The organism is Candidatus Protochlamydia naegleriophila (assembly GCF_001499655.1).
Taxonomy (GTDB): Bacteria; Chlamydiota; Chlamydiia; order Chlamydiales; family Parachlamydiaceae; genus Protochlamydia; species Protochlamydia naegleriophila.
Genome location: NZ_LN879502.1, coordinates 903,755 through 929,781 on the forward strand (window position 1 = coordinate 903,755; position 26,027 = coordinate 929,781).

Here is a 26,027-nt window from a genome sequence, read left to right on the forward strand (position 1 = left end):
TCATTTTTGATTCCTTTAGCCACGGTTCTCAAGGCGGGCTTTAAGATCAGTCGGCCTGCCAGCCTCTCGCTGCAATTGTCTTTATGCATGATCGTGCAAAATCTCAGGTATGCCCATTACCCATGTGCTTAGGTAAAGTGTTATTTAGGCGCTTGTTTACGCGCTAGAGGTTACTAGGGCGACTGATTTTAAAGCCCGCCTTGAGAACCGTGGGTAAAGGAATCAAAAATGAAATGGAACTCGGAAGAGCTGGTTAAGAGGCAATTGGGATCGTAAGATGTGATAGAGAGGATTAACGGAGGCGCAAGAATTGGCTTGCCAATTCTTGCGCTTGAGCGAGGACTTAGGCTTTGCCGCCAGCGCGTTTGCGTTCATTCTCTGTGAGATGACGTTTACGCATACGGATGCTGTCTGGTGTGACTTCAATTAGCTCATCGTCTTGAATGTAGTCGATGGCTTGCTCGAGCGTGAAGCGGCGAGCCGGGGTCAAGATGATGTTTTCATCGCTTCCAGAAGCGCGTACGTTTGTGAGCTGCTTACCTTTTGTGACATTGACCACGAGGTCATTGTCTCGGCTGTTTTCGCCCACAACCATTCCTTCATAGACTTCATCGCTTGGAGAAACGAAGAGAACGCCGCGATCTTGCAAGTTAAAGCAGGCGTAACCGCTCGTTTTACCAGGTCCGTTGGAAATCAAGACGCCACGTGTACGGCCTGGTATGGTGCCTTTCCAAGGAGCAAAGTTTTCAAAGACCGATGTCAAAATACCAAGACCGCGTGTAGCCGTTAAGAAGTCATTGCGGTAACCCATCAAGCCTCTAGTTGGAATCAAGAAGTCGATAGCTGTGATGCCATTCTCGTCGGTGTCGAGCAATTGAAGCTCTCCTTTGCGACGCGACAATTCTTCAATAACGGTTCCCGAATAATCTTGCGGTACTTCGATGTGGACGCGCTCGATCGGTTCGTATTTTTCACCATTTTGTTCTTTGATGATGACGCGCGGCTTAGAAATGCTAAACTCATATTGCTCACGGCGCATCGCCTCGACTAAGACAGCCAAGTGAAGCTCGCCTCGGCCGGAAACTGTGATTTTATCATCGCCACCTTCATCTTCAATGCGAAGAGAGATGTTGGCGCGCTTTTCTTTTTCCAGGCGATCGCGAATTTTATTCATTGTCACGTGCTTTCCACTGCGTCCAACAAATGGGCTATTGTTAACTGTCATGTCGACAGAAACAGTTGGCTCATCTAATTTAATGCGAGGAAGGCGAACGATTTTTCTAGGATCGCAAATCGTGTCACCAATGGTAACTTCAGGAATACCAGATAGGATGACGATATCGCCTACACCCGCTTCTTCCATTTCGACTTTTTCAATTCCAAGATGTCCTTCAATGCGTGTAATGGTGCACTTAGTTTCTACGCCGTTTTCATCGATGTGAACGAGCTGCTGTCCTTTTTTGACCGTTCCTTCCATGATTTTTCCGCATGCCTGCCTGCCCACGTAATCGTCATAGGTGATGGTTGAAACGTGCATGAGGAATGGGTTTTCGAGGTCGCCTTTTGGAGGATGAACGGCGTAGGTGATGAGTTCGAATAACGGGCGCATGTCGGTATGCTTGTCGTGGACATGATGTATCGCAAATCCTGACAGACCTGAAGCGTAGCAATAGCGGAAATCGAGCTGTTCATCTGTTGCGCCGAGTTCGCTGAAGAGATCGAAGGTGAGGTCTAAGACGCGATCTGGGTTGGCATGAGGGCGGTCAATCTTGTTTAAGACGACAATAGGTTTGATGCCCATTTTCAAAGATTTAGATAGAACGAAACGCGTTTGTGGCATCGGACCTTCTTGGGCGTCGACCAAGAGAAGAACCGAATCCACCATCCCTAAAATGCGCTCTACTTCTCCTGAGAAGTCGGCGTGTCCTGGAGTGTCGATGATGTTAATCTTGAAATCATCAAAATAAACAGATGTGTGCTTAGCAAAAATAGTGATTCCACGCTCTTGTTCCTGGTCATAAGAGTCCATGACACGCTCGCGTACTTGCTGGTTGTCGCGGAAAATCTTAGACTGTTTGAGCAATGCATCAAGTAAGGTAGTCTTACCATGGTCAATGTGCGCAATAATCGCGATATTGCGAATTTTATCGGGAGAATACATACAAATTAGATCTTTCGGTTAAAGGTTGAATATATACACGTTCACACTCGCCTGTCTTTTAAGAGTTTAAATCTCTAAGAGAAGTTTTTTGGAAAGACCTTTAAAACCTCAAAGACCGGAGGAAATGGCTTCATTTCAAATTTTCTCAAAAGAAATAAAGTTCGTAGAACAAGATAAGTAATTGAGTTGAACATTTGAAACGTAAATGAAAATAATAAACTGCAGCAATTTAAAAAATCAAGTTTAAAATTCAGTATTAATTGACTGTTAGCCGGTCGCATTTTATCCCACCTGCAAGCCGAAGCCCAAAAGATCCTGCCTTCAGAATCGCAGCCTGTAATCACCCCTCCTTGAACTTTAAAACCCTCTTCTAAGGAGATCCAGATCCCTGTTTATTGATTGGAAATTTTTAAATTATTTTTATTTTAAATTTTAATATCTGATTAACAATGTTTTAATTGTATTTGTTTATAATTTATTTATAAATTTATAGGTGAGAGTTAAAATGAGTTTTTTAAGTTTATCGACTTATAATCCTTTAAGTTATTTTTACTCTGAATCAAAACAAGATGATTTGGTTTCGCTTCCTATTTCTTCAGGTATTCAAGTTGAGGATAAAGAGCCCCAGATATTTGTGAATGATCCGGCATTGGCGGTCCGGATGGAAGAGTACTTAGTTACGTGTCCGGGCATTTCGAGCGCGGAGATGAAGAGTATGGTGTGCCGCGGGGAAGAGATTGAGCGGTTGATTTCTAACTGTATTTTCAATAAACGGAAACTGTCTTCAAAGGTCAGGAAGAGTTTGACATCGCGTGATGCTGTTTGTTTGATGTGGTTACTGATGGTAAAGGCGGGGCAGCAAAATAAGCTCCATATCAGCGGGGCTTTTCGAATCGATGATCCTAGAGGGCTCATTTTTGATTTTTTAAAAGCCTGTGGTAAGGAAAATTGTTATGGTCGCATTTCCACTCACATGGCGGAAAATCTAGGTCCTATGGAGGGACAGTGGGGGCTTGATGTGAGGGACCAAAAACTACCAGCTGAAAAACACACGATTTTATTTGCGCAACAACCCGATCAAACGCTTTATCTTAAAATTGAAGAGAGTGGCTGTCCTCCATTTTGGCAATACAAACATTGCTCATATGCGAACGCGTTGGAGTTTATGGGGCACACTTCGGATTATATTATTACACGTGTCTTGGAAAAGCCAAAACTGATTAAGAAGACATTTAGGGAAGATGTACCGACGCATGTGAAGGAGCTGTTTGTAAAAGCGATGAATGATCTATATGAAAAGAGTCCCGATTTGCAAGCAAGCGAGAAAGAAGAGGGGATCCGGAAGGGAAAAACATTTGGGATCAGTGAAATGTACCAGCAGCTCAAAAGCGCCCATTCTCAGGCGGCTGGATCTGATAGTGTCAGCGATGAAGGCTATATTCCCTGTCCAATTAGGGAAAGGATTGTTGAAGCTGCGATGCTTGGCTATAAGGGGGCGATAAAGGGTGAGGAGATTATCCTGCCTCGTTTAGGTGTTCCGGTTGATTCAGGGTTATAATGGCTAGCAGCCAGGCCCTCCTAAAACTTTACTGGAAGTAAACACTTCCGACAGGTAGAAGTTAATTGCTTTTAGGTGCCGATCTGGTTAGTTCTAATAATTTAATAAAGCAATTCATTCGAATTGCTTTTATTTTTCAAACCGCTGTCTATAATAATTGATTTTTTCTTGAGTAACCGTTAAATTCTTGTTACTTTCAAAAAGAAGTAACCGATAGACGCAAAGTAGTTAAAAAATTGGCTTTTGGTCAGTCATTGATGATGATTTGAGTGAAGATTGTTTAGTCAGAGCTTGGGATTTCCGAAAAGCCTATTTTTCAGCCACTTTGTGTGTATACCATCAAGGAATGCAGCGTGGAAGCAGATGTACAAAATGATCAAGATAAGCTAGAAGACGTAGTCGTATCGGGTAATTTGATGGATTCCCGGACGAGTCAATTGGACGACGTTCTCAATGAGAAGCTTGAGCAGGCTTTTCATAAGCCAACTTCGCAGTTTATGTTGCATGACATTGCCAAAATTGCAAGCGAGCATGATCCCATTGACTTGGCCTATGCAGTGACCCGCCTTCCCCCAAGTGCCCGCGTTGTCGTTTATGACAATCTTCCCGATTTGAATGCCAAGATCATTTTTATGATCAATACAGGAAGCACCACGCGTACGGCTATTTTCTCTCAGATCAATGACATGGAGATCAAGCGACTTTTAGAGAGGATGCCTCCGGATGAGGCAACTTGGTTGCTCGACGACATGTCTAATCGGCGCATGAAGCGCGTCTTGGATCTTCTGGACCCCAAAAAAGCGGTGCGTATTCGCGAGCTCTACAAACACGATCGCAATAGTGCGGGCCGCCTTATGACCAACGAGTTTTTTTCTTTCAATATGCATGCAACCATTGGCGAAGTGGCGGCTGTCATTCGAGACAATCCAGGCATTGATCTTACGCGTCGTATTTTTGTTTTGACAGATGAAGAGGAGCTTGTTGGTTTCGTTCCGGCACGCAATTTAATTGTAAATCCTCCCTATGTTCCCATTCGTCAGGTGATGCGTCCTGTCCTTCATCAGATTGGCGTCGATGCATCCCGCGACGAGGCTGTTGATTTAGTCGAGCGCTATAAAATTCCTGCCTTACCGGTCGTTGACGAGCAAGACCGGCTCGTGGGGGTCATTACCTATGAAAGCGTTGTAGAAGCATTAGAAGACATCGCCGATGAGACCATTGCAAGCATTGCAGGTACGGCTGAAGATTTTAGCGAACATGAGCCCATTTTTAAGCGTTTTTTATGGCGTGCTCCTTGGTTGATTGTCACGCTGTGTGCCGGACTTGTAACGGCGACGGCTTTGTCTTACTTTAAAGATCGGGACTGGTTTACCTTTGTTGCCCTTTTCGTTCCCTTGATTGCAGGAATGTCCGGCAATGTGGGCATTCAATGCAGTACGATTTTAGTGCGCGGGATGTCAACGGGAGAGCTTTCGCATGGATCGCGCCGCGACGCGGTCTTTGGGGAACTGAGCATCGGAGTATTAATCGGGATCGTTTTTGGTTTGCTTTGCGGGATCTTTGTTTATCTATTGAATCGCTATGATGTTCACTATGCCGGTTCTAGCCCACTTGTTTTAGGGGCAATTGTGAGCTGCGGTTTGCTTGGTGCCTGCCTGATGGCGACGCTTCTGGGAACTCTTTCTCCATTCTTTTTTGCTCGCTTTCGGATCGATCCTGCAGTGGCATCAGGTCCGATCGTGACGGCTTTCAACGATGTGTTGTCGACCTTAATGTACATCTTCATTGCTAAAATCATCAGCTCGTTTTTTCTAGTCTAGAAGTAAAATGACCTGCTGGCCTCATGTTGCTTGATGACATCAAGGGCAAAATAACCTCGCCAATTAGTCGTTCTTCAAGCTTGTAGAGGACGCTGCATGAGAGGAGAGGACAGAAAAGTTTTAGGGGAGTGGAATCCCCCACTCCAAGATGGATGAGTGGGGATGAGATGGGAGCGGTTAATTGAAGTCTACAATTGTGTCCAGGTTAGGGGGAACTAGGTTTGGTCCTTTTTCTCCTTTAAGCTTCGATTGCAATTGTTTGAGCTGTTCGTCAAACACTCTTTTGCTTTCTGCGAAAGAGATTCCCTCGGTCGATTGTCTTAATTCATCGATGCGCGTTGCTAAGTTCCCGAGTTCTTGCCTTACGGCAGCAGTCTGAATGGCTGAGAGGGCCAGGCGCTTGCTTTCAATTTCGCCAAAATTCTGCCGCTCAGTTCCGACATGGGCAACTTCTTGTTCCAGTTGCTCCAGTAAAGGGGTATCTCCTGGGGCAGTTACCAAAGTTTTTAAGTGAGTGATTAGTTGAGTGACTAGCGTTTTGCGATCTTCGTAATAGGGGGCAGAGGCGACTTTTTTAAATGCTTCTAGCTGCTTTGCAAGTACCTTTACATCTTCTGCGTGATGGCTGTAGAGAGGTTTTTGTAGTTCAGTCATGTCTTGATGCATCTTCGTGAAGTAGTTCCTGCGGGCTGTTGTACTATTTGCAGCCCCTCTCATATGTTCCACAAAGTCCCAGGCTTTTTCACTATGATGACGCTGAGCGCGGTAACTTGCAAACGTACATGCACCTAAAAAGATAGTGACACTGCTTACGGCTGCTATGGCAAAGAGAGCCTTGCCGAAAATGAAGGGCGTGAGTACGGCAATAGAAGCTGCTACAATTGCACTAGTGGTTAGATAGACGGCATCGGGTTTGCCAAGCGGTTCAATATGGCGTTCATGTAAGGGTTTGAGAAACGGAGTCCAGACTGACGCTTCCCAGAAGCTTTTTATGGCAGTGAACTGAGCAACGATCCAGGTTTTTGAGATTTCAGGCAGTTTAGCAATGCTTGCCGATGCCCTTCGGGCTATTTGCCCTGCACTTGTCCAGGCTGTGTGTAGGTGGTTTTGAGCGTGTCCGATAAAGGCTGGCACTCGCATGTTTTCTCCTTTTATCTTTATTTAATTAGTAGGTTGCCTTAATTTGGCAATTACACTGATTGCTTATACTTATCTATATTGAGAAAAGGAATCAGGTGTTTAATCCATGAATACTTCTATCGATCTTGGTAAACGCTATGCCCAGTCTATCGCACCTATCATGGCGCGAATACGCACAATTAGTTGGTCTCAACCTCAAAACGAAGCTGACCAATGCGATCGAGTATGCACGGGTCATCGCACATTACTATTCAGATCCTGCCTTTTTCAAAATAGATGCTTCTTTACTTCTTTCTTATTTGTTCAACAATCCGTTCCGCATCAGCAAGCAGTTTTTGATGAGCAAGGGGGAACAGGAAGTTTACACGTATGGCGAAACCCCTTTAACAGCTTTGGATGTCATTGCCAAGCAATGCCGCTTATCCATAAGCGATACCGTTTTCGAATTGGGATGCGGACGGGGGCGCACCTGCTTTTGGCTCAATCATTTCCTTGGCTGTCAAGTAGTCGGAGTCGATTACGTTCCTGCCTTTATTGAAAAGGCCAACCGCGTTAAAGCAAAGTTTCATGTACAAGGCGTTGACTTTCGCTTAGAAAATTTTTTGGAAACAGATTTATCCGATGCTACGGTCATTTACTTGTATGGAACCTGTTATCCGGCCACATTCATTAAACAACTCATCAAGCGCTTAGAGAGTCTTCCTCGTGGAACTAAGGTGATAACCGTTAGCTATGCGTTAGCCGACTTTCAACCAGCAGTTTCTTTCGAGGTTAGCAAACGCTTTGCGGTTCGTTTTACATGGGGCGTAGCAGATGCCTACTTGCAAATCAAAAAATAAAATGGAATCAGGCATAAGGAATCCCCTTATGCCTGATTTGCTGCTTAGACTCCGTTTAAGGAATCAAAACCTTTTTGAAGGGCTTGCATAGCACGCTCAACCGCAGAGAGAGAGCGGTCAAATTGCTGATCTTCTTCACGCATAGCTTGCGTGCGCTCTTGATTGAGGCCGCTTGTCGTTTGGTAAAGGTGGTCTGCACTGTCAATGCGTCCTTTAGACATGCTGTCGAAGTGTTGGCCAGTTGATGTAGCCACTTGGCTACCGGCTTGGCTGACGAGGAAGATGGCTGTGCCTGCGCCTGAAAAAGCACCAGCTACGGCAATCACGCCAGAAAGAGCTGGCCAAGCGACTGAGCCGATGCGGTCGTATTCGGCTAATTTTTCATTGACTCTTTTGACTAAGTCATCTTGCCCAATCGTGCGCATTTCATAAGACAAGCGCTTATTTTGAACGCGCAGTTGACCTTCCGCAGCCGTGAAGTCTAGAAAAATCAAGTCGATGTTCTTCTTGCTGATTTCTTTTACTAATTGGGGATCTAATGTGAACAAATGCTGGTAAGCAGGTGAAACATTAGCGGGAGATTGTGGTAATACCTCAATAGTCATGTTATTATTCTCCTATTTTTAACCTTGAAAAACAGTGTCGTTCATTTTTTTAAGTCTTTTTAAAAGTCTGATCAACTCATCTTGGAAGTGGCCATTGCTTTCGGCAAATTTAACCATCTCATCTCGATGATCGTCGGCAGACTCGTTTGTTTTTTGCAACTCGTGCTTGTAGGTCGTTTGGCTGGCCTTATCTTCATTCGTGCGCACGTTATTGTAGCCTTTGCCTCCGGCCGTGATGGCAGTGATGGCTGCTGTGAAGAAACCGCTGAATTTGGCGGCGGCAATGACGGCAGGCGTTGACATTCCTGCTGTGATGGCTATAGAGGCAAGGCCGCAAAGGGCGGCACCGGCGATGGCAACCATTTGTGCCTTATCCAGGTAACCTGCCAATCTTTGATCCTTGGCAAGAGCCTCTTTAACGTCTTCCAGCATCTGCTCTTGAATCTTGCGCATGTTTTGCAAGCGCGTAAAAGAATCTTGTGAAAGGGCGGCCCCATCTCTTTCAATCTCAAGCTGCGCTTTGATCACAATCGCCATGACTTCATCAACGGTTCTTTGCTCTAAATTCGAAACGACTTCCAAAAGATCCTTTTCGCTCAGCTTGACTTCCTGCTTCTTAATGCTTTGCGGAGCAAATTGAGGAACAACGCCTTCTAGGCTGGCTTCACCGGGAAGGGTGGGTTTATCTAATCCAGGCACCGAGCTGATGGGTTCAGCCTTTTGAATTTCCATGTCAGATACAGTTTTAGACGTTTCAATTTTATTGGCTTGAATTTCAGGAATCCACCAGGGATTAATTTTGCTCCAAAAAGAAGGGGAGGTGGTCTCTTCGAGAGATGCTTGCGATAAGTCTTGAATGAAGACATCTTTGCTAAACAGCTGATGGATAGCTTGTCCTTGTACAGAGCCAATGCCTTTAGGGGCGCAAGACGTAAAATCGTCTTCAATGCTTGGAATGCCATCAATTCTTGATTGGCTTGCTTTAACTCCCATAATCCGATCCTATTTTTATGTTGCTTTAGTCCATAAGGCTTTCATGAGCGCGACGTGTTTGAGAACCCGAGCGTCGCGCTTTTCTTCGCCGCTCAAACGAGCAGCTTCTAAAGCCTTTAAGCCAGCAGCAATTTGCTTAAGGGCAAAGTAGCAATCAGCCGCATAAATGTATAAATAAGGGTCGGGCTGATCGCGATATAAAAGTTGTGTGTAAATGTAGCAATTGAGTGCTTCGACATACTCTTGCTTCATTTGTAAGCAAGCACCGAGCCCTTTCCAGTATTTAGGTTCCGAAGGACAGGCCGTAACCAAAAGGCGAAAGAAATAATTAGCTTCCCTATACTGCTGATCGCGGTAAAGATGATAAGCCATATAATAGAGCTCTTTCTCTTTTTGAGGCGTCACATCGACTAACTGGTTGTCTCCTGCTTGCGTGAATTGATTCATCCATTCAATTAAATCTGCTTCAAATTGACCGAATGACTCTTTCAACATACCGTTATTTCCCCATTCCTGCAATCGAGGCTCGCTTGGGTTTATCTTCGTATTTCATTGCCTGAGTCGCAAGAGTCAGATAGCGATTCGACTCGTCTAAATAAATTTGCATCTTTTGCGTGTGCTGCTTATTTTCTTTATCCCAAGAATCGGTGCTCAAACCTAAATTTTGCAAGAGGCGGTCTTTTTCGTCCGAGCTAAATTTAGACTTGCATAAAGGATTCTCATCTGTCGATTTGGGATCCATCGGAATGTTGATCCCCATTTCTTTAGCCACACGCAACTTTTCCAAAAGCCCAGGCTTTTGCGAAATGTCTAACTCGCCGTTGCTATCGATGGAACTATTGAGTTCTTGCATGATTTCTTGCACCAACTTGATCTTTTGCTGGCGCTGCGTCACTTCGGCGGCTAAGACGTCGATTTTGCTCTTCATTTCTTTGCCTTGCTGGGCATAAAACTTCACGGCCTCAATCGTTACGGGCGTCGACAAGATCTCATGGGTAGGTAATCTAATCGCTATATCTTCCTCGATCATTTTAGTGCCTGCCATAAACTCCTCCTGAAAAATGCTTGTTCGTCTAAATTATTAAACTAATAATATAATAAGTATCACTAATTGTATCAGGTGTAAATAATAAAGTAAATAAGTTTAGAGACAATTTAAAAAAATCAATTGTTAATTTTGCGTAAAGAAGAGCACTGAAGACTTTTATTGAAAAGAAGCGTTAAATGGTTTGTAGATTGATTCAGGATGGTTTTTGAGCGAGCTGACGCAATTATTCTTCTTTTTCATCTTTATCTTCAGAACTTTGTCTTTGTGTATTTAAATTTTTTAATTGATTGGTTGCTCGATTTAAATTATTGAGGGTTTGGTTGAATTGGTGCATGGATTCGATGATTTCGGTTTTTTCTTTGGCCTCTTTAGAGCGCGGTTCGTTGGAGAAAATTCTACGGCTGCGGGGTTGGGCTGAGATCAAGGCTTCTTTGTTTTGAACCAGATGGCTCATGAAAGGAGTCAAGATGCGTAGTTCGTTGGCGGCTTGATTCAACTCTTGGATGGTTTTGTGGAATTGGTGAATGGATTCGCTTGTTTGTTGAGCCGTTTGGCTGAGCTGGGAAATCGATTCATTGATTTGTTCGGCCCCAGTCGATTGGGCCTGCATTCCCTGATTGACCAATTCAAACCGGGCCGTAAAGGCTTGAACCTGTTCGATGATGGTTGTAAATTGTCCACTCACTTTGCCTACTTGCTCGACTCCGTTGCGAATTTCCTGGGTAAAATCGTCTACCCCCATGACACTTGACGAAACGGCAGTCATAATTTCGTTGACCATTTTTTCGATATCGAGAGTTGAGATGGCAGTTTGGTCTGCCAGGCGGCGGATTTCTCTTGCGATGACGGCAAAGCTTCGACCATATTCACCCGCTTTTTCGGCTTCAATCGATGCATTGAGCGAGAGAAGATTGGTCTGGTCGGCGACTTTGGTTATCGTGGTGATGACGCTCGTAATATTGCCAGCCTTCTCGTTCAAGATGGCGAGTTTGGCTGCAATATTGCTCGAGGCATCGACCATTTGCCTCATGATCGTTTCCATGTTGCTTAGCGAATCCTTTCCTTTGAGGGCGAGGCCTGATGTCTGCTCTGCTACCCGATTGACGTCGTTCATAGTCGTCGCAAATTCTTTGGCTGTAGAGGAAATTTCATTGGCGGCAATGGCGATTTCGCGCGTCGTTGCCTCTTGTTCGACGATGATGATTTCCTGTTCTTTGGATGCTGAGGCAATTTCGGTTGCCGAATTGGAAAGGACAATGCCGATTTGTTGCAACCGGCCAATGATGGCCTCAAAGTTTTCTGCCATTTGATTGAACGATTGAGCAACTTGGTCAAATTCGGTTTGGTTATTGCGAACTTGAATGCGAGCGGTTAGATCTCCATTGGATAAAGCCGTTGTGGCATCTAATAACTCGTATAGGTGGTTGATCAGTTCGCCAAGCTTTTGGGCCATGCGATTAAAAGCTACGCCTTGCCGCCCCACTTCGTCGTCATAGGGAAGAGAAGAGATGCGGATGGATAAATTTCCATCGGTAAAACTATTGGTGGCTTCTGTGAGATCGAGTAGGCGATTGGTTACTTTATGCGTGACCGATAAGCCTAAATAAAAGATGAAAGCGAGATAGATAAAGGTGAGCACGAGGACTAGCCAGAGCTGAAAATAGGTTTGATCTTTTCCTTGCGAGTAAAATGACTTGAGGTCTTGCAGTCCAAGATCCCATAACTGAGATCCTGAAAGAAAGGCCGTTTCACTCTCTGATGCTAACTGACCGCTATTAATTTCTTGATTGTTCTCATTTAAGACTTTGGACTCGACTAAATTGACAAAGCTTTCATTCGTTTTGATGTATTGGTCGATGGCATTGAACAGTGCCGGAATGGTAGGTTCTTGAGAATTTGCGTAGTAGTTCGTGATGGTTTTCAAATAATTGATGTTTGAGTGTATGTAATTGATTAAATTGCTGATTTCAAGGCGCTGTTCTGTGGTTGGATGAGCTAAATATTTTTCACTAGTTAAAGTAAGCAACGAAAGATCTTCTTGTAAAAAGGGAAGACGCATGAAAAGGCGCCTGGTTGTTTCGTAGATTGTGCTTGAGGTCGAAAAAAAAGGAGTTTCCTTATCTCCTAGCAAATTGAGTTGAATAAGCAGCGATTCGATGAGGACATTATGCTGCGCTTCACTTTCGTCGGGAGAAAGGTTTGAGTTATTTTGTTTCAGAACCTTCCATTTGTTTTCAAATTCTTCAAGATCCATCGATGTTTTAACAGAGCCTGATTGTTCCTCTAATTGTTTTAGGCGTGCCTGTTGATTGGCAATGATTTGCCATGATTGATCGATTTGCGCCTCTAGTGTGTTGAGATCGGGAAGCTTTTTTGTTTGCTGGCGATTGGATAAGAGGCGGTGTTTTTGAATTTGATTGACTAATGTTTTTAAGCTTCCTTCCTCGTTCAATCTTTCAATTTGGTGCTCAATCAAATGGATATTGCGCAGGTGGTCTGTAATCCAAAAATAGGTGAGCGGAAGAGGGGCTAGGCAGAAAAGGGTACTGATGAGCGTATAGGTGCTAACATAGCTTAGGTTATTAAATATCCAGCGATAGAATGAAGAAAGGTTGGTCATGCTCTTTCCTTAGGCCGAAAACACATTTAGCCGTGCGCGTTCATTGGATAAAAACAAATGGCTGAGGTTTTATTTATACATAAAAAAACGAGGGATGTTTTTCAATGAAAATGAGGAATGGGGGAGGATTGAGTGAGGCTGGATAACTATTGTTTAAGACAAGCTGTCCTTGAAAGCAGCTTGCAGCTCTTATTTCACTCGAACGCGTTTTCATCAATATTGAAATGTTTGTAAATATTTTCAACCTTTGTATTAATTTAAAATTGTTGCTGCGAATGTGAGCTGTTATTGCCAACAGGTTTAAAAATCAAAGAAATAGGTTTTCGATAAATTTGCGGTCAAATGCAGATGGGCGGCTTGAGCCTTCGTTGAAGGTTTAGTGAATTTCCGAGTGGAAAGATGGAAAAGATGGCATAATAGGTTCACAATTTAATAATCTTTTTTATGCGTTTAATTAGTGATTTCATTTAATGTTCGAGAACTTTGATTTTAATCCTCCCTATTCTGTATTCTGTATTTTCCCAGCTCGATTTAATAGTTAAAACTGATTTCTGAGTACCTATTCTTACAACCAAATGGTTTTGCGATTTCGTTCTCAAGCTCTTTGGCGCGAAGGTTCTATTTTTCTTTGAAAATCCCCTTCAGGAAAAAGTGAGCCGATATGGTTTGCTTAAGGTGGACTCAGGTTGATTTGTGAATGGGAAAGATGTTTATTTTTAACAAGCCTCTTTTGGGCTTTAATTGCCACCATGCAGTGTGAAGGACTTTGTGGAGATGAGTAAAAATTTTATAGAGTCTTCCTTGACAAAGCAAGAGCTCTCTTTTGAAGTTCCTTTGCGTCCGCAATGCTTAACCGATTTTGTGGGACAAGATCCTATTCGAGAGCGCCTGGAAGTCCACGTCGAGGCTGCCAAGCAGCGAGGGGAGACTCTTGGGCATTGTTTGTTTAGCGGTCCTCCAGGTCTTGGCAAGACAACGCTTGCTACCATCTTATCTAAAGCCATGGGAACGAATCTGGTTCTCACTTCAGGCCCTGTGATTGAAAAGGCGGGGGACCTGGCTGGGATTTTAACCAGCCTGAAAACCGGCGATGTTTTATTTATCGATGAAATTCACCGGTTAAATCGGGCCGTTGAAGAGTACTTGTACCAGGCGATGGAAGACTTTTCTCTCGACTTAATGATCGATCATGGTCCCAATGCTCGCAGCATTCAAGTAAAGTTGAATCAATTTACTTTAGCTGGGGCCACAACCCGTTTGGGGCTTCTTTCTGAGCCTTTGCGTTCCCGATTTGCTTTTATATCGCGTTTAGAGTACTACGACCCCTTGATTTTACAGCGCATTATTCTGAGAACAAGCCGCATTTTGAACGTTAGGATAGATGAGGATGCTGCCTTAGAAATTGCAAAGCGATCGAGGGGGACACCCCGCGTAGCCAACCATTTGCTTCGATGGGTGCGCGATTTTGCACAAATCAAGGCTAATAATTACATCGATATCTCTGTTGCCAACCGTGCTCTTGCCATGTTGTCGATCGACGAAAAGGGGTTAGATGAAATGGATAAGAAGATGCTGCAAACAATGATAGACCACTACAGCGGCGGCCCTGTTGGAGTGAATGCGATTGCGGCATCGATTGGAGAAGAGCCTTCAACTGTTGAAGAGGTTTACGAACCCTATTTAATTTTACAAGGGTTATTGAAGCGTACTCCAAGAGGACGTGAAGTGACCACTTTGGGCTATGAACACATGGCCAAACAATGAAAAAACATTCAATTCAAGAATTTAACAAAGGAGAAAGCAGATGATGATAGTGAGATTGCTTCTGCTCGTTCTAACGATTCTACCTTTTAGTGCGAGTTTGCATGGAGGTATCTGGAGCGATGTCGTTGATACTTTTCGAGGACGCAGCAAGCCTACCCCTCCAGTGATTCGCGTCTTAGTGACTCATGACGTCGAAAGCGTCCAGTTAGAAGTCAAAGGTAAGTACACTTTATTTGATCCCTATACCGATTCTTATATCAGCTCCCGTTTTATTGGGAAGAGCCGCCAGGTGCAGGCTTTGAGCGATGGTCTAAAATGGGGAGAGGCGTTTCCTGGACTTTATCAAATCAAGGTGAAACCTGATGATGCATCCACTGTGATGGTCGTTGATGGGAAAGAATATGGTGGTTCGATTTATGTTTATGATATTGGTGGAACGATCAGTATTGTTAATCAGGTTTTAGTCGAAGACTTCATTCGCTTGGTTTTAGCCGATTATCAAGGGGATCACCTGCATCCAGAGATGTTGGCTGCCTTAGCCATTGTGGCTCGCACGAATGCCTATTTTCAGGCAGTCAATCCGAAAAATACCTATTGGGCGATCGATGCGCAGAAAGTGGGTTATCAAGGATTGGTTCATGTCCCTTCTGATGTTGAAGAGGCTGTACGTCTGACTCGCTACATGATTATGAGTCGAACAGGAGTGTATGAAGGAATGGCAACACCTTTTCCTGCTCAATTAAATGGGTATGTGATTGGTGGACAGCCTAATAAAGAAATGGAAACAGCTAAGATTTCATTAGAAGAGGCCAATAAAATGGCTGAGAATGGAGAGCATGCGGCTCAAATTTTAGCTAAGGCATTTCCTGGCACAACCATTATGCTGATGGAATACGCTAACTAATCACTTTATCGATTGAGAGGAGATTGTTAGCCAATCCTCTCTCAATCGATCGCTTGCTTCGATTCTATTTTTTCATTATTTATCTGCTCAAAAAAAGACGTCCTACTTAAGGCTCTGCTACTGCCTGTAACATGATGGATGTATACGAGGGGATGCGAATGCTTGTTGAGATGACTCGTTTGCGATAGCCTTCCTCGTAGTAATCTTCTGGTGGAGGATTATGCGTGTTAACCACGCAGACCCAATGCTTACCTTCTGCTGGCTGAGGAATAGTAACCATTAAAGGTGTATGCGAGGCGTTGAAGGCGACGTAAAGATCGGGTCCTTGATCGGGAATGTTTAGGGAAAAGGCGACAAAGCGATTGTCATTTTCCCATTCCGGATGCAGGGGAGTCGTTCCATGCCAAGAGACGCTGGAATCATCCAAGAAGGTGTCTCTCCCAAGCAGGCTATATCCTTTTCTGAAGGCAATCAAGGAGCGGAAAAAGCGGGAAAATCCGGGCCGATTTTCTAGGTTGTTCCATAAAAACCAGTTAAGTTCATTATCTTGACACCACGTATTGTTGTTGCCATTCCTTGTGTGCGCATACTCATCGCCCATTAAGATCATGGGAATGCCTTGCGATACCATGAGCGCGAGGAAAAAATTTCTAATTTGCCTTTCGCGCAAATAGACAATTTTTTTATTGCTCGAATGCCCTTCGATCCCGCAGTTCCAGCTGTCGTTGTGATCAAAGCCATCCCGATTCTCTTCTCCATTCTCTAGATTATGCTTTTCATTATAGGTTACCAGATCGGCCAGGCTGAAGCCGTCATGAGCCGTGATAAAATTGATGCTACAGCAAGGGGTGCCCCGCCATCCATACATGTCTTGTGATCCACTTAAGGCTGTTGCAAAGGCTGTTTTATGATCAGACGTTCCTTTAATGAAGCGCCGCACAACGTCGCGGTAGCGTCCATTCCACTCGGCCCAGCGGCTGGTATGGTAGAATCCTCCAACTTGGTAGAGCCCACCCGCATCCCAGGCTTCGGCGATGAGTTTCGTTTCAGACAAAATGGGGTCTCGGGAAATCGCTTCGATGAGAGGGGCGTTGTTCAAAGGGGCTCCATTTTCTGCACGGCTCATGATAGAGGCGAGGTCGAAGCGGAAACCGTCGACATGCATCTCTGTTACCCAATAGCGTAGAGAGGCTATGATGAATTCTATCACAGTGGGGTGGTTACTATTAATCGTATTGCCGCACCCTGAAAAATTAAGATAATTGTCGCCTTCCATCATGTAGTAGGCTGAGCGATCAAATCCCCGGAATGTGAGGGTTGGGCCCATTTCATTACCCTCGAAGGTGTGATTGTAGACGACATCTAGAATGACCTCAATGCCATTGCGATGCAATTCCTTGACCATTGTTTTAAATTCAAGAATTGCCTTGTCTTGATTCATTTCGCTTGCGTAGCGATTCATGGGAGAAAAAAAATTGACCGTAGAATAGCCGAAGTAGTTGACGAGCTTTTGTTTTGTTTTGGGGTTTTGCTGCATCACTTCGGTTTCATTGAACTCATAGACAGGCATCAATTCGAGTGCGTTGACTCCAAGCTCTTTTAAGTAAGGAATCTTTTCAATGATTCCCAAGAACGTGCCAGGATGCTGGACTGCGCTCGATTCATCACGAGTAAATCCGCGCACATGCATCTCGTAAAGGATGAGATCTTTGAAAGGCAGGCGGGGATGCTTAACTCCTTCCCAATCGAATGGAGAAGAGGTAAGAGTCATTTTTCCAAGCGGACGGTAGATCTCTTTCACGCCTGGCCTGCCTCCCCAACTGGTATGGCTGACAACAGCTTTGGCGTAAGGATCGAGCAATAGGTGGGCGTCTGCAGACCCAATTGGAGTGACACGATAAGCATAGACTGTAAAAGGAGGTAAGTTGCGGATTAGGACATGCCACACATCGCCCGTTTTATGAAGGGCTGGATCAAGCTCAATTTCTTTAAAAGGTGTCAAGGTATTATTTTCTAAAAATAAGCAGAGAGAAAGTTTTTCAGCTTCTTTGGCGTAAACGGCAAAATTGACCCCTCCTTGATAGTCACTCGTGCCGAATGGATAGGGAATGCCAGCAGTCACTTCCAAGTCGATTTCAGATTTGACGGGCAAAATGGCTTGTTTTTTCATGCGTCGCTCACCTGTAAATTCTTAAAGTTTCCTTCTGTCATAGCGCATTAACTGTTTTTATCCAACTTTTTAACAAAATTATTTACCAATCTGTTTTCCTCGCCTTCGTCACGATCTATTGGCAGAGAGCGAGGTGCTGGGTTAAAAGATTAGAATTAATTTGCCTCAAATTTTTGCTTATCTGTATAATTATAAAAGAGTGGGAAATTAAATATATTTTATTAATATAAAAACAATAAATCATTTCATTCTAAAGGAATCACAAGACGTTATAGCCTATAATTAGCGGTTGTTTTTTTAAAAAGCTCGCTGATGATTGAGAGGAAATTTTATTTACTTTTAAAGTAGGGTATAGCATCTTAAGCCTGATTCACTGCGCTCTTAAGTTGGATTTGATTTTATGTATTTAAGATCTTGAGACCAAAGAAAGAGAAAAGAATAAGCTAAAAATTTTTAGATAATCAGCCACGATTGCAGGCGTTATCTAACCTTCAGGAGGTTATTATGTCATTTGAGAATGCAAAAGAGAATCTTAAAGAGTTTGGAAAAGAGCTGGGTCTAGAGGGGTTAGAATTTGACGAAAATAATACGTGTATTTTAGGGATTGACGATGAGTTTTCCCTGCACTTGACGTATGAACCAAATTCAAAGCGTCTGTATTTATATTCTCCTCTTCTCGATGGGCTTCCACGCGACGAAAAGACGAAGTTAAGACTGTACGAACGTTTGCTCGAAGGATCTATGTTAGGCGGTCAGATGGCAGGCGGCGGCGTAGGCGTGGCTGTGAAAGAAGAGCTCATCTTGATGCATTGCACACTGGACATGGAACATGCTGTTTCATCGGCATTGCGCGCTTTTGCTCCTCTGTACGTAGAAACTGTCGAAAAATGGCGTAAGATTTGCAGCGAAGTTTCTGAAGGCAGAGATGAGGGATCGAGCACAAAAGCTACTTCTTCTTCGCCAATGCCAGGCGGACTTCAAGGCGGCAAACAAGGCCAAGGGTTTATCAAAATTTAATCTCGCCCTTGCTACTAGATCAGAGTTAACTCGTTTAGTTCTGAAGCCTATTAGAGGTACAAAATACCTGAAAGATTGGTTTCTGTTAACATCAGAAACGTATTTTTCAGGTATTTTTTTTGTTCTTATCAGATTTGTTGGAGCCAATCGTTAAGTTGTTGTTTAAGCTCGTTTGAGCGGCGTTGTAGCTGGGATAAGTCTTGTTCGATTATTTGATGAAAATGGACGAGTTGTTTATGTGCATCTGTAAAGACGGTATCTAGGTGTTTAAAGCTCCAAGGGGTTTGACACTGTTTTTTTAACTGCTCTAGAAAAGGCAAAAAGTCTTTTAGTACAATTTGATGGTGCATTCCAGCCGTTTGTTGGCTGAGCGTTTGAAGGCGTGGTAAAAAGCGTTGAATGGCTTGATGACAAGTTAATAGCTGTTTTTCAATGACCAGATTGGGGCTCGTTCCAAGAATATAATTCAATATTCCAATTCCCTTGATTGTTTGACGATGTTGAATGGCGTAGTGGAGGTGGTTGCTCAGATCCTTGGTAAATTGTTTTAAGTCGAGAAACTGCTCTTCAAGAGTCAGAGAGATTTGATAGTCTTTCCACCGGTTTTCCCACTCTTGCTGATAGGAAGGGTAGACGGTCCAAATGCATGTAAGCAAGGCTTGTTGCTTGAGGCGCAACTCTTCTTCAGACAAGTCTTCCGATTCATCTAACAGGAGATCGATTTCTTGTTTTTTCCGTTTTAACTCCTGCAACTGTTGTTGCCGAAGAGGCTGTTTGTGGGGTTCTGGTAATGAGTCTTGCTCTGGGAGATGATAAGGATCGATTTCAACTTCTTCTTGGAGGCGTCCGATCATTTTTTCGCATTCTTCACGCTGGCTTGCCAGGTGGGCATGGGATTGGTAGAGCTGCTCTGCTTTTTTCAATTCTAGGCGTAAGCGAATAATATCGGCGTGAGTTAATGGGGTCATAAGTCTGATGCATGTATTTTAAAGTGGAAGGCTGGCTTTTACTTGTACGCTTTCTACACAATGATGTCTAATGATCTTTTTGTTGCAAGGGTTTAATTTCTTTTTGAATACTCGAAATAAACCCTTTTGTGTTACTCTGTTGTAATTCTGGGCTCTTTTATGGTTCTTGTTATTTTGCGCATGTTGCACTTCTTTAGTTTAAGATTGTTGATGGCTGGTAACGAGAGTCATAAAAGAGCTCACAAACCCATGAAATCGGTTAGTGGGAAGATTGATTGAATCCATAAAAGAGGGCTGCAGACATGTTTATTGTAAATATTGCCGGTCGTTTAGGCAAAGATCCAGAAACGCGCTTTACCCCAAGCGGGCAAAAAGTGACATCCTTTAATATTGCCACGACTCAACGCAAGGGTAAAGAAGACATTACGATTTGGATACGCGTCACTGTTTGGGGTGATCGTTTCGATAAAATCATGTCCTATTTAAAGAAGGGAAGTGCAGCGATCGTGGTTGGTAAAATGAATCCGCCATCTAGCTACACAGATAAAGAAGGGCGCACGCAAATTAGCTTAGAAATGACTGCCGATATGATAGAGTTCAGTCCTTTTGGCAATCCTGATCGTGCAGCCGAGCAGTCTGGACAGCAAGGGGGCTATAGCTCTCAAGAGCAAGGTAGCTATGATAATAACCAATATTCGCAGCAGAATTCTTACAATAAGCCGCAACAGCAAAATTATGGGTCTTACACGAATGCAGGACAGGGTCAGCATACGACAATTGATGATGACGCCCTTCCCTTTTAAGGAGTATAGAACATGGAACTCGTACATTTAACGCAGTTTGAAAAAAGAAAAAAAGCCGACCTCTTAGTTCTGCCTTTTTGGAAAGGAGCTTCCCGTCCTGAAGAGGCAACGACTTACAAGCTTCAAATTCCTCTATTAACCGCCGTTTTAAAAATGGGCGATTTTCAAGGGAAAGAAGGGGAAGTCTTATTCTTGTACGCTGAAGGACAGGCTGAGAGCCGCATAGCTTTGCTGGGGTTAGGGCCAAAAGACAAAATGACCCTCGAATCCCTTAGAAAGAGCTATGGGGCCCTGTCGAAGGCTTGTTTAGCGAAAAAATTCAAAACGTTGAATGTCGCTGTTCCTTTGAGCGATCGTTTGACGGACCAAGAAAGAATGGCAGGTGTTGCAGAAGGGCTTTTGCTTCCCAATTACGTGTATGATCGCCTGAAGAGCCCTAATCCTGAAGATGCAGACGAGGCTATTCTGCTGCAGAAAGTAACGTTTATCAGCGATGATAAAAATGCTTTAGAGCATGCCGAAGAGGTGGCAGCCATTTGCGATGGCGTGGATTATGCACGCGATTTGATCAATGGCAATGCTGACGAAGTAACTCCTCAGTATTTGGCGCAATGCGCTCATGGACTTGCAAAAGAGCATAAGCAGATCAAGACGACCGTTTTTGATAAAAAGCGGATCGAAAAAGAGGAGATGGGACTTCTTCTGGCAGTCAATCGCGGCTCAGCGCTCGAACCTGCCTTCATCATCATGGAGTACAAGGGAAACCCCAAATCTTCTGATCATACGGTCATCATTGGCAAAGGAATTACCTATGATACGGGTGGATTGAATATTAAGCCAACGGGCGGCATGGAAACAATGAAGTGCGATATGTCTGGGGCAGCGGCTTGTTTTGGCACCTTGCTGGCAGTCTGCAATTTAGGCCTCAAAGTCAATCTAACGGCCGTGATTCCTGCGACTGAAAATAGCGTTGATGCCAACAGCTTTAAGCCTGGCGATGTATATCGCAGCTATTTGGGTAAGACGGTAGAAATGATGAATTCCGATGCTGAAGGGCGTTTGGTTTTAGCAGATGCATTGGCCTATGCGTGTCAAAAGCTTAAACCGACTCGCATCATCGATTTGGCGACTTTAACAGGGGCAATCGAGATTTCACTTGGTTCAGAAGCTTCAGGGATCATGAGTACAGATGATGGGCTGGCTAATGCCTTGATGGAAGCTGGTGAGCAGACTTTTGAACGTTTATGGCGCATGCCGCTTTATGATGAATATAAAGAACGGTTGAAGTCTGACATTGCCGATTTTAAGAGCTGGAATGGGCGCTCAGCGAGCTCCTGTGTTGCGGCAACCTTTTTGAAATTTTTTGTTGAAGATACCATTCCTTGGGCACATTTGGATATTGCTGGAACGGCCTATGTGACTGAACCTAAGAAGTATATGCCTAAATATGCGTCAGGGGTTGGTGTTCGTTTGCTCGTAGAATTTTTAAAGCGCTTACCGGTTTCTAAAAGGTCTTAAATGCTATGATGAGCGGTGATTTCTTTTTTCGTAATAAGATTCGCGTAGCCATTTTAGGTGCGACGGGATGTGTGGGTCAAAAGTTTGTTCAACTTCTCGATAAGCACCCCTGGTTTGAAATCACAGCTCTTTGCGCTTCTGAGCGATCGGTTGGCAAGCGCTACAAGGACGCGGTCAATTGGCTTTTGCAAACGCCGCTGCCAGCCTCCATTGCAGAGATGGAGGTGTTGCCTTGTTCTCCCGCGCTCGATTGCCAGCTGGTCTTTTCGGGCCTCGACTCGTCTGTTGCAGGTTCTATTGAAACGGAATTTGCACAGGCAGGCTACCTAGTTGTCTCGAATAGCCGCAATCATCGCATGGACCCAGCTGTGCCTCTAGTCATTGGTGAAGTCAATGCTGATCACCTCAACCTGGCCAATGCTCAGAGTCATGGGAAGGGAAAGATTGTGACCAATCCTAACTGTTCAGTCATTGGGCTGGTGCTTGCCTTAAAACCGCTAATGGATCAATTCGGCCTTGAGGCTGTTCAAGTCGTGACTATGCAAGCCATTTCTGGTGCGGGTTACCCTGGGATCGCGAGTTTGGATATCTTTGACAATGTCATACCCTATATAGACGGCGAAGAGGACAAGCTTGAAACGGAGCCTCTAAAAATCCTGGGACGCTTCCAAGAGCAGGCGATTATTCCGGCTGACTTCAAAATCAGCGCCCAGTGCAACCGGGTGGCTGTCACGGATGGGCATATGGCGTGTGTTTCGGTAAAATTGAAGCAAAAGGCTTCTCAGGAAGCACTCATTCAGGCATGGTGCCAGTTTAATGGAGAGCCCCAGCAATTGCAGCTCCCTTCGGCTCCTTTTCAACCCATTCACTATTTCGATCATCCTTCTTATCCCCAAACTAGGCTGCATCGCTCTCTCGACAAGGAAATGGCGGTCAGTATCGGTCGTTTGCGCCCTTGTCCTTTATTGGACTATAAATTTGTCGTTCTTTCGCATAACACTATGCGCGGTGCTGCAGGCTCTGCCCTACTCAATGCCGAGCTGCTCCTCAAAAAAGGATGGATCTACTGGGCAACTTAAAAGCTCTCACCAGCCAGCCAATTTTTGGCAGTTCTTGAATAGAGATTTAGTTTTCCTTTGTCGTGTTATATCAAGCTTGATCAGTCGCTCTCCGAGCTCTTATTATTTTTTATCTCGTTACCCATAATTCCTCGCTAGGCTCGTCACTATGGGCTTTAAAATCAGTCGACCTGCCGGCCTCTCACAGCGTCCATTACCCTCTAAAAAAGATTACTCTCTTATGACCTCGATGCTATGCCGTTGAATTATCCAGTTCTACGAAGCGTGTAACAAGTGGCTTGGCAGGAATGAATAGATTGGAAACACTTCTTGAATGGCTTTAGGAGATCTAAATAGAACGGAATTGTAGGTTACTTAATTATAACGATTTGGAAAGTTGGCTTTACCGCTATTCTCTCTCAAGCTCCATCCATTTTTTTGCCTTTACCAGCCACTGTCCGCTTTAAGGCCCGGTCTTGCGACCTCTAATAAATCAAAGGCCTTTATTACTTCTCGGGACTGGAGCAAACATTCCCCATCATTAGACTGAAACATTTGCCATTCTGCATATTGGCACGCCGCTTGCATATTAACTAAAACGTACCCATCAACACAAAAAGGAGGTGTCAGATGGCTAAACGAAAAATAGAGCGCGAAAGTGCAAAAGGCAAAGCGAAGAAAGGCGCAAAAAAAGTTAAGAAAGGAAAATTGGAAAGCTAATGCACGGATGCACATTCCCGCAAGCGCGGCTCTTGCAGCCGCGCTTGTCTTTTTAGTGATAAGGTTTTAGGGGTTTAAGGGTTTTTAAAATGAGTGTTTGGCATGAAAGTTGCAATTTCAAGGATGTAACGGATTGAAAAGGAGGTAACTATGGGACCTAAAAAGATTGATAAGCATGAAGAGGAAGGAAAGGAAGAAGGAGCATTTATAGAAGAGAGTGGTCAACCGCTTGTCAATCCTCTCAATCCGGTTGCTCCTATTCGTCCTCGCATTCAAACGGCTGAAGGCTGGAAAAGAACTCAGCTGAAGAAGCGTCGTGAAAAACAGCAAAAGGCCAAAGGTTGAAACATTTCCACGCTTGGTTTATGCTAGTGCCCAACTATGGAATTATTCCTGCGCAGAGAGGCCTTCTTTCTTGCGATGGGTACTAAACCTTTAAAAGAGTTTGTCTAGTGAGGCGATGGCCTTAAGATGAGCCCTTGTTTATGGAGTAAGGATCTCCCGATTAACTGTGAAATACGATAACAGCCGCGCTTTTGAGAAACATCTGGAAGGGGCGGCTCCGAATCATTTCAGCCGCCTCTATCTTATTTTAGGTAAGGATCCGGTAGAGCAGCGCGAAGCGGTCGAATGTACGCTTAAGGCTTTGCAGCCTTCCCTGCAAGCACGAGAATTTGCCCTTAAAATAATGGATGGCAATCAACTAACCTTAGATGTCTTGTTGAGCGATCTGTATTCAAATACTTTTTTTGCAGATCAACGCATTTTTTGGATTCAACACGCTGATAAGCTAAAGAAGAATCTCATCGAGGCGCTTGAGAAATATTTTGCCCGCATCTCCTCTTCCCAATATTTAATTTTAACGGCTCCGAGCTGGATGAAGCAGACGAACTTTTACAAGGCTGTTGAAAAGGAAGGGGTAATTTTAGAAATGGCAGAGCCTAAGCCATGGGAAAAAGAAAAGCGGCTTGTTGACTGGGCGACAAAGCAATTAGCTGCGAAGCGCAAAGTCATTTCCTATCAAGTGTGCCAGGCCCTTGTCAAGCAAACGGGACTGGATTCTTTGCTATTAGATCAAGAATTGGAAAAATTGCTCTGCTACATTGGCGAGCGCCCAGAAATTACCATTCAAGATATTGTCAAAATTTGCAATTATCAGCCTTCCGATACGGTTTGGCAGCTGGGCGAAGCTATTTTTCGCCGAGATGCGGCAGCATCCATCCATATGGCATATTCTATGCAAATGGACGGACAACCTCTTTTACCTCTTTTGCGACAAATCCGCTCGCAATTTCAGACACAGTTTCACGTTTGCCTATTGCTTGCGCAAGGCAAGACGTCTCAAGAGGTGGCTTTAGAATTTCCCTATCTTAAGGGGAATCTTCTAGATCGTACAATGCAACAAGCGCAGCGGTATGGACTAGAATCTTTTAGACAAGGACTTTTAGCTATCGATGCGACCGAGATGCGAGCTAAAAATTCGCAAGTCGATGAAAAATTATTGATGGAATTATTAATGATTCACTTAACCCGGACAGATGAATTTTATGAGTGATAAACCTGCTTTATTATTATTGCCCAATCTATTAGGCGAGCATCGCCATGTAGAAGTTTTCCTACCCTCGAGTGTTGTTAAAGCCATGCGGTCAATCGATGGTTTAATCGCAGAAAGCGAGGCAGCTGGGCGCCGTTATTTAACTCAGTTTGAGACCAAGAAGCCAGCAGCCGAAATCCCGATTGCTCTATTCAATGAGCATACACCCGATGATCACATCGATTTCTTGCTGGAGCCGATCATCAACGGCGAGCGCTGGGGATTGGTCTCCGATGCAGGGCTTCCATGCATCGCAGATCCAGGCTCTAAATTGGTGCGACGTGCGCGTCAAAAAAGCCTAGTTGTGCAAAGCTTTGTGGGCCCATCTTCCATTTTGATGTCCTTGATGCTATCTGGATTGCCTGGCCAGAAGTTCTTTTTCCATGGTTATTTAGATCGCGAACCAGAAAAGCGGCAGGCTCAGCTTAAACATCTTGTACAGATGGGTAAAGAAGAGCAAGCGACGCAAATTTTTATGGAAGCTCCTTACCGCAATGCTCACACGCTCGAGGCTGCTTTAAAAGTACTACCCAATCATGCATGGCTATGTGTGGCCTGGGATTTGACCATGCCGACGCAAGGCGTCATTACGCAAACGGTCGAAAGCTGGAAAAAAAGCACCTTACCCAATTTGGAGAAGAAGCCAGCCATTTTCCTCGTCCACCTAGGCGATTAATCATTCATTTGGACGTTCGTTGTTTTTATTCCCACCGTTTCTTGCTTATTG

General features: G+C 44.2%; 21 protein-coding genes. 12 read left to right on the forward strand and 9 right to left on the reverse strand.

Annotated features, from left to right (window positions below; translation table 11 throughout):
- Positions 1–343: 343 nt before the first annotated feature.
- Positions 344–2,161, reverse strand: a complete 1,818-nt coding sequence (gene typA, locus PNK_RS03755; RefSeq protein ID WP_032125283.1) for a translational GTPase TypA — start codon at positions 2,159–2,161, stop codon at positions 344–346.
- A 505-nt stretch (positions 2,162–2,666) separates the two neighbouring features.
- Between typA and PNK_RS03765 the strand changes: the two genes are divergently transcribed.
- The gene (locus PNK_RS03765; protein WP_059060404.1) at positions 2,667–3,719 is read left to right on the forward strand and encodes a hypothetical protein; all 1,053 of its coding nucleotides are present in this window, start codon (positions 2,667–2,669) and stop codon (positions 3,717–3,719) included.
- Positions 3,720–4,135: 416 nt separating this feature from the next.
- Positions 4,136–5,539, forward strand: a complete 1,404-nt coding sequence (gene mgtE, locus PNK_RS03770; RefSeq protein WP_032125979.1) for a magnesium transporter — start codon at positions 4,136–4,138, stop codon at positions 5,537–5,539.
- 177 nt (positions 5,540–5,716) lie between these two features.
- On the opposite strand, the gene PNK_RS03775 is transcribed toward mgtE, so the two are convergent.
- A complete protein-coding gene (locus tag PNK_RS03775) occupies positions 5,717–6,679 on the reverse strand; it encodes a hypothetical protein (protein WP_059060405.1) in 963 nt (320 codons plus the stop codon).
- A 137-nt stretch (positions 6,680–6,816) separates the two neighbouring features.
- On the opposite strand from PNK_RS03775, the gene PNK_RS03780 reads away from it, so the two are divergent.
- Positions 6,817–7,518: a class I SAM-dependent methyltransferase gene (locus tag PNK_RS03780; RefSeq protein ID WP_059060406.1), complete on the forward strand. Its 702-nt coding sequence runs from the start codon at positions 6,817–6,819 to the stop codon at positions 7,516–7,518.
- 44 nt (positions 7,519–7,562) lie between these two features.
- Here PNK_RS03780 and PNK_RS03785 read toward each other — a convergent pair whose 3' ends face one another.
- From PNK_RS03785 to PNK_RS03805, 5 genes are all read right to left on the reverse strand, one after another.
- Positions 7,563–8,123 (reverse strand): hypothetical protein, encoded by a 561-nt coding sequence (locus PNK_RS03785; protein ID WP_059060407.1) that lies wholly within the window; start codon positions 8,121–8,123, stop codon positions 7,563–7,565.
- Positions 8,124–8,141: 18 nt separating this feature from the next.
- Positions 8,142–9,116, reverse strand: a complete 975-nt coding sequence (locus tag PNK_RS03790) for a hypothetical protein (protein ID WP_032125287.1) — start codon at positions 9,114–9,116, stop codon at positions 8,142–8,144.
- 15 nt (positions 9,117–9,131) lie between these two features.
- Complete coding sequence (locus PNK_RS03795; RefSeq protein WP_032125288.1) at positions 9,132–9,611, reverse strand: hypothetical protein; 480 nt, start codon at positions 9,609–9,611, stop codon at positions 9,132–9,134.
- A 4-nt stretch (positions 9,612–9,615) separates the two neighbouring features.
- On the reverse strand, positions 9,616–10,161 hold the full coding sequence (locus PNK_RS03800) for a hypothetical protein (protein ID WP_032125289.1): 546 nt from the start codon (positions 10,159–10,161) through the stop codon (positions 9,616–9,618).
- Between the two features lie 226 nt (positions 10,162–10,387).
- A complete protein-coding gene (locus tag PNK_RS03805) occupies positions 10,388–12,784 on the reverse strand; it encodes a methyl-accepting chemotaxis protein (RefSeq protein ID WP_059060408.1) in 2,397 nt (798 codons plus the stop codon).
- A gap of 774 nt (positions 12,785–13,558) precedes the next feature.
- On the opposite strand from PNK_RS03805, the gene ruvB reads away from it, so the two are divergent.
- Complete coding sequence (gene ruvB / locus PNK_RS03810) at positions 13,559–14,548, forward strand: Holliday junction branch migration DNA helicase RuvB (RefSeq protein ID WP_032125291.1); 990 nt, start codon at positions 13,559–13,561, stop codon at positions 14,546–14,548.
- A gap of 40 nt (positions 14,549–14,588) precedes the next feature.
- Entirely contained in the window at positions 14,589–15,452 is an 864-nt protein-coding gene (locus PNK_RS03815) for a SpoIID/LytB domain-containing protein (RefSeq protein ID WP_059060409.1), read from the forward strand.
- Positions 15,453–15,558: 106 nt separating this feature from the next.
- On the opposite strand, the gene PNK_RS03820 is transcribed toward PNK_RS03815, so the two are convergent.
- On the reverse strand, positions 15,559–17,622 hold the full coding sequence (locus PNK_RS03820; RefSeq protein ID WP_231909288.1) for a glycogen debranching protein: 2,064 nt from the start codon (positions 17,620–17,622) through the stop codon (positions 15,559–15,561).
- A gap of 504 nt (positions 17,623–18,126) precedes the next feature.
- Here PNK_RS03820 and PNK_RS03825 point away from each other — a divergent pair.
- Positions 18,127–18,639, forward strand: a complete 513-nt coding sequence (locus PNK_RS03825) for a CesT family type III secretion system chaperone (protein ID WP_032125294.1) — start codon at positions 18,127–18,129, stop codon at positions 18,637–18,639.
- A 128-nt stretch (positions 18,640–18,767) separates the two neighbouring features.
- Here the strand turns inward: PNK_RS03825 and PNK_RS03830 are convergent, their stop codons facing one another.
- On the reverse strand, positions 18,768–19,607 hold the full coding sequence (locus PNK_RS03830; RefSeq protein WP_059060410.1) for a hypothetical protein: 840 nt from the start codon (positions 19,605–19,607) through the stop codon (positions 18,768–18,770).
- Between the two features lie 302 nt (positions 19,608–19,909).
- Here PNK_RS03830 and PNK_RS03835 point away from each other — a divergent pair, with 302 nt between their 5' ends.
- The 6 genes from PNK_RS03835 (at position 19,910) to PNK_RS03860 (ending at position 25,976) form a co-directional block, all read left to right on the forward strand.
- On the forward strand, positions 19,910–20,410 hold the full coding sequence (locus tag PNK_RS03835; protein ID WP_059060411.1) for a single-stranded DNA-binding protein: 501 nt from the start codon (positions 19,910–19,912) through the stop codon (positions 20,408–20,410).
- A gap of 12 nt (positions 20,411–20,422) precedes the next feature.
- The gene (locus PNK_RS03840; RefSeq protein WP_059060412.1) at positions 20,423–21,928 is read left to right on the forward strand and encodes a leucyl aminopeptidase; all 1,506 of its coding nucleotides are present in this window, start codon (positions 20,423–20,425) and stop codon (positions 21,926–21,928) included.
- 5 nt (positions 21,929–21,933) lie between these two features.
- On the forward strand, positions 21,934–23,007 hold the full coding sequence (gene asd, locus PNK_RS03845) for an aspartate-semialdehyde dehydrogenase (protein WP_079992795.1): 1,074 nt from the start codon (positions 21,934–21,936) through the stop codon (positions 23,005–23,007).
- Between the two features lie 849 nt (positions 23,008–23,856).
- The gene (locus tag PNK_RS03850; RefSeq protein WP_032125297.1) at positions 23,857–24,051 is read left to right on the forward strand and encodes a hypothetical protein; all 195 of its coding nucleotides are present in this window, start codon (positions 23,857–23,859) and stop codon (positions 24,049–24,051) included.
- Between the two features lie 166 nt (positions 24,052–24,217).
- Positions 24,218–25,261: a DNA polymerase III subunit delta gene (holA, locus tag PNK_RS03855; RefSeq protein ID WP_059060413.1), complete on the forward strand. Its 1,044-nt coding sequence runs from the start codon at positions 24,218–24,220 to the stop codon at positions 25,259–25,261.
- Entirely contained in the window at positions 25,254–25,976 is a 723-nt protein-coding gene (locus tag PNK_RS03860) for an SAM-dependent methyltransferase (RefSeq protein ID WP_059062348.1), read from the forward strand. Before holA ends, PNK_RS03860 begins: the two co-directional genes overlap by 8 nt.
- Positions 25,977–26,027 lie beyond the last annotated feature (51 nt).